Origin of the sequence: Sporichthya sp., from assembly GCF_013815995.1 — a bacterium.
GTDB lineage: Bacteria > Actinomycetota > Actinomycetes > Sporichthyales > Sporichthyaceae > Sporichthya.
Genome location: NZ_JACDFE010000208.1, coordinates 1 through 4894, shown reverse-complemented (window position 1 = coordinate 4894; position 4894 = coordinate 1). Strand labels below are relative to the sequence as shown.

Annotated in this window: 5 protein-coding genes; 3 read left to right on the top strand and 2 right to left on the bottom strand. The window is 70.0% G+C overall.

Features of this window, described 5'->3' with window-relative positions; genetic code table 11:
* Positions 1-58 precede the first annotated feature (58 nt).
* The gene (gene ygiD, locus H0X00_RS19015) at positions 59-904 is read left to right on the top strand and encodes a 4,5-DOPA dioxygenase extradiol (RefSeq protein ID WP_367186698.1); all 846 of its coding nucleotides are present in this window, start codon (positions 59-61) and stop codon (positions 902-904) included.
* Positions 905-924: 20 nt separating this feature from the next.
* Complete coding sequence (locus tag H0X00_RS19010; RefSeq protein ID WP_293773956.1) at positions 925-1149, top strand: zinc ribbon domain-containing protein; 225 nt, start codon at positions 925-927, stop codon at positions 1147-1149.
* 233 nt (positions 1150-1382) lie between these two features.
* Here the strand turns inward: H0X00_RS19010 and H0X00_RS19005 are convergent, their stop codons facing one another.
* Both H0X00_RS19005 and H0X00_RS19000 read right to left on the bottom strand, forming a co-directional pair.
* Positions 1383-1982, bottom strand: a complete 600-nt coding sequence (locus H0X00_RS19005; protein WP_293773954.1) for a cytochrome P450 — start codon at positions 1980-1982, stop codon at positions 1383-1385.
* Between the two features lie 43 nt (positions 1983-2025).
* Positions 2026-3804 carry a 3-hydroxyacyl-CoA dehydrogenase family protein gene (locus H0X00_RS19000; RefSeq protein ID WP_293773952.1) on the bottom strand — a complete coding sequence of 593 codons (1779 nt, stop codon included), beginning with the start codon at positions 3802-3804 and terminating at the stop codon, positions 2026-2028.
* Between the two features lie 182 nt (positions 3805-3986).
* On the opposite strand from H0X00_RS19000, the gene nucS reads away from it, so the two are divergent.
* Complete coding sequence (gene nucS, locus H0X00_RS18995) at positions 3987-4646, top strand: endonuclease NucS (RefSeq protein WP_293773951.1); 660 nt, start codon at positions 3987-3989, stop codon at positions 4644-4646.
* Positions 4647-4894: the final 248 nt, after the last annotated feature.

Below are 4894 nucleotides of genomic sequence, written 5' to 3'. Positions count from 1 at the left end.
CGGCCGGCCTTCGCCATTTCCCGGACCAAGGGGCACGATGGGCGCCGTGAGCACGATGATGCCCGCGGCCTTCATCGGCCACGGCAGTCCGATGAACGCGGTCGAGTCCAATCGCTACACCGAGGCCTGGCGGGCCTTCGGGGCTGCGGTGCCGCGCCCGCGCGCCATCCTGGTGATCTCCGCCCACTGGTACATCCACGCCACCGCGGTGACGGCGATGCCGAGGCCGCGCACCATCCACGACTTCTTCGGCTTCCCTCAGCAGCTCTTCGAGGTCTCCTACCCCGCGCCCGGCCTGCCCGCGCTCGCGGCCGAGATCTCCGACGTGGTGAAGCCGATGTGGGTCGGCGCCGACCTCGATTCCTGGGGCATCGACCACGGCACCTGGTCGGTGCTCGTCCACGCCTTCCCGGACGCGGACATCCCGGTCGTCCAGCTCAGCCTGAAGGCGGACACCGAGCTGGACTACCACCTTGAGCTCGGGGCCCGACTGGCTCCGTTGCGCGAGGACGGCGTCCTGATCCTCGGCAGCGGCAACATCGTGCACAACCTTCGCGCACTGGACTTCTCCCGCCCGGACGCCGGCTACGACTGGGCACGCCGCTTCGACGAGGCCGCCCGCGACGCGCTCACCGGCGCCGACCCGTCCGAGTTCGCGGCGCTCGACGGGCACCCGGACTTCGGCGGGGCCGTCCCGACCCCGGACCACTTCCTGCCCGCGCTGTACCTGGCCGGGCTCGCCGACGCAGCCGGCCAGCGCGCCGACAAGTTCGTCGGCGGCTGCGCCTACGGGTCGCTGTCGATGGCTTCGTACGCGCTCGGTGTCCATCCCCGGGCGAGCGGCGGCGGCTCACCGACCCCCGGCTGCCCGACCGAGGCTCCGCCGGAGGAGTCGAACATCTGATCGGCGCCTACACTTGTACGGTGCCCCGATACGAGTACCGCTGCCGCGACTGCGAGCACACCTTCGAATTGACCCGGCCGATGGCCGAGTCCAGCGCACCCGCGCCCTGCCCCTACGGGCACGCGGACACGGTGAAGTTGCTCTCCACGGTCTCGGTCGTCGGCGCGGGCGCCGGCTCCGCGCCGCGTCCGTCCGCTCCCCCGCCCGCGATGGGTGGCGGCTGCTGCGGCGGAGGCTGCGGCTAGTCGTCCTGCCGACTGACTGACTGACCGTCAGGTCAGTTGCACGGGCAGGCGCACCAGCCCGTGGGAGAGGAAGCTCGACGCCCAGCCCAGCTCGTCCGGCGAGCCGGCCAGACGCATGGTGGGGAACCGCCGGAGCAAGGTCTCGAAGGCGCTCGTCGCCTGCACCGGCCCCTGTCGGGCCAGGGTCGCGTAGGCCGCCGCGCGCTCGCCGGGGCCGGTCGCTATGAACGGATCTATTGCGGCGACCCTGGCTTCCCCACGCGAACCGGCAGCCCGGCCAGGCCCTGAAAGATCACGTTGGGCTGCCAGGTGAGCTCGGACGGATCGACGGCCAGGCTCAGGTCCGGGTATCGCTCCAGTAGCGCGGCGAACCCGATCCGCGCCTCCAACCGGGCCAACGAAGCACCCAGGCAGTGGTGAGGGCCGGGCCCGAAGCCGAGATGCGGTTTCGGTGACCGCGTGATGTCGAGGGTGTCCGGATCCTCGACGTAGGCGGGGTCGCGGTTGGCTGCGAGCACCGCCGGGAGGATCACTTCACCCGCCGCAATGGTGACGCCCTCGACCTCCACATCCTCGGTCCCGACGACGGGGAAGGTGGCCTGAATCGGGGTCACGTAGCGGAGAAGCTCCTCGACCGCTCGGGGCAGGAGCTCCGGCTCCGCGCGCAGTCGGTCGAGCTGATCAGGGTGGGACAGCAGGGCGGCTGTCCCGTTGCCGAGCAAGTTCACCGTCGTCTCGTGCCCGGCCACGGTGAGCAGCATGACCATCGAGGTGAGCTCCTCCTCGGAGAGACGGTCCGCACCGTCCCGGGCAGCGACCAGCGCGCTGATCAACGCCCGGCCGTCCCCGGGACAAGGGTGAATCAGGCCCCGGGGCTCAGGCCGAGTAGTCCCGGAAGCCGCGGCCGGTCTTGCGCCCGAGGTAGCCGGCCGTCACGAGGTGCTCGAGCAGCGGGGCCGGGGCGAAGTCCGGCTCGCGGAACTCCAGGAACAGCGTGCGCTGGATGGCGAGGGAGACGTCGAGGCCGACGACGTCGAGCAGGGCGAACGGTCCCATCGGGAGCCGGCAGCCCTCCTTCATTGCCAGGTCGATGTCGTCGGCGGTGGCGTAGTGCGCCTCCAGCATCGCGACCGCGTCGTTGAGGTACGGGAACAGCAGCGCGTTGACAATGAAGCCGGCCCGGTCCCCGCAGGTGACCGCGACCTTGCCGATCTTCGAGCACAGCGCGCGTGAGGTCTCGATGACCTCGGGCTTGGTGGCGACGGTGTGCACGACCTCGACCAACTTCATCACCGCGGCCGGGTTGAAGAAGTGGATGCCGATCACGTCGCCGGGCCGCTGCGTCTCCGCGGCCAGTTCGATCACCGGCAGGCTCGAGGTGGTGGTGGCCAGGATCGCGCCGTCGCGGACGATCTCGTCCAGGTTGGAGAACAGCGCCTTCTTCACCGCGAGGTCCTCGACCACGGCCTCGACGACCAGGTCCACGTTCGCGAGATCGTCGAGCTTGGTGGTGCCGGTGACCTTCGCGAGCACGGCGTCGCGGGCTTCCTCGGTGAGCTTGCCGCGCTGGACGGCCTTCTCGAGCGACTTGGTCAGGGCCTTGGTGACGCCGGCGACCTTCTCATCGCTGCGGGCCACGAACACGACGTCGTAACCGGCCTTGGCGATGACCTCGACGATGCCGGTGGCCATCGTGCCGGTGCCCACCACGCCGACCCGGTGGATGTCGTGACGCAGCACCGGCTTGTCGGTGGCGTCCGGGGTGAGCTCGTCCGCGACGACGGTCGGGGAGTCTTTGCCCTCGTAGGTGTAGAAGCCGCGACCGGTCTTCCGCCCGCGCAGGCCGGCGGTGATCATCTGCTTGAGCAGCGGGGCCGGCGCGTGCACGCGCTTGCGGCCCTGGCGGTACATCGAGTTGAGGATCTCGTAGGTGGTGTCCAGGCCGATGAGGTCGAGCAGCGCCAGCGGGCCCATCGGGTAACCGCAGCCGTACATCATCGCCGCGTCGATGTCCTCGCGGCTGGCGTAGCGCGACTCGTAGAGCTTGACCGCGTGGTTGAGGTAGCCGAAGAGCAGGGCATTGGCGATGAAGCCCGCCTTGTCCCCGCACACGACCGGGGTCTTGCCGAGCTTCTCGACCAGCACGGTGACGGCGTCGACGGCGGCCGGGTCGGTGACCACGCTGCGCACGACCTCGACGAGCTGCTGGACCGGGGCCGGGTTGAAGAAGTGCACGCCGAGCACGCGGCGCGGGTTGGCGGTGGCGACCGAGATCTCGGTGACCGACAACGAGGAGGTGTTCGTGGCGAGCACCGCGTCGGTGCGGGTGATCTTGTCCAACTGGGCGAAGATCTCGCGCTTGAGGTCGAGGTCCTCCCAGACCGCCTCGACGACGAAATCGGCGTCCGCGACCGCGGCGATGTCGGTGCCGATGCTGATCCGGCTCAGCAGCGCGGTGCGATCGTCCTCGGTGAGCTTGCCGTCGGCGACGCCGCGCGCGGTGGACTGCTCGAGCCGGGCCCGCGAGCGTTCCGCGGTCGCGTCGTCCTTCTCGACCCCGATGACGGTGACGCCGGTGCGTGCGAGCACCTCGGCGATGCCGGACCCCATGGTCCCGAGGCCGATGACTCCGGCGGTGGCGAACTCGGCAGGCATGGAAGCTCCCTCGACGTGCGTCCGGCCCCCGGACGGGCCGCCGCTTCGGGGTTCACGTTACCGCCGGGTAAAAGCCCTCCGTCCAGACCGGGGGGCCCGCGGGCCGATCGCGCGACGGACGGCCCCGCCGAGTCGGTGGGCGGCCCGGCCACGCGCCGAGCGGCCCCGTTACCGTTGCGCCCGTGCGCCTCGTGATTGCCCGCTGCTCCGTCGACTACGTCGGGCGCCTGACCGCCCACCTTCCGCTGGCCACCCGGCTGTTGCTGATCAAGGCCGACGGCTCGGTACTCGTGCACTCCGACGGCGGCTCCTACAAGCCGCTGAACTGGATGAGCCCGCCCTGCACGCTCAAGGAGTCCGACGGCTCCATGGTCGTGGTCAACAAGGCCGGCGAGGAGCTGCGGATCACCCTGGAGGAGGTGCTGAGCGACTCGGAGTTCGAGCTGGGCGTAGACCCCGGCCTGCAGAAGGACGGCGTCGAGGCGCACCTGCAGATCCTGCTCGCCGAGAACGCCGAGGTCTTCGGCACCGGCTGGCGGGTCGTGCGCCGCGAGTACCCGACCTCGATCGGCCCCGTCGACCTGCTCTGCAAGGACGCGACGGGAGCCTCGGTGGCGGTGGAGATCAAGCGCCGCGGGGACATCGACGGCGTCGAGCAGCTCACGCGCTATCTGGACCTGATGAACCGCGACCCCCTGCTGGCTCCGGTCACCGGCGTCTTCGCCGCGCAGGAGATCAAGCCCCAGGCTCGCGTCCTCGCCGAGGACCGCGGCATCCGCTGCGTCGTCGTCGACTACGACGAGCTGCGCGGCTTTGATGACAAGGAAAGCCGGCTGTTCTGAGGTTGAGCGTCGGCTGAGGATCAACGTTGGGACGTGCGAGGCGTCCCGGGCGACGAACGTCGTCACTCCTGTATCAACCTTGATCCGCAACCGTCGCTTCGCCTCGTGCTGTCAGCTCGGGGAGCTAGTGGTCTGTCTGTGAATTAGCGCGGTATGATTGATCATGCCGATCAAGACAGCACCGGCGTTGCCGGTCAGTAGTGAGCAGCGCGCGGAGTTGGCCCGGATGGCGCGGTCCTCGACGCTGC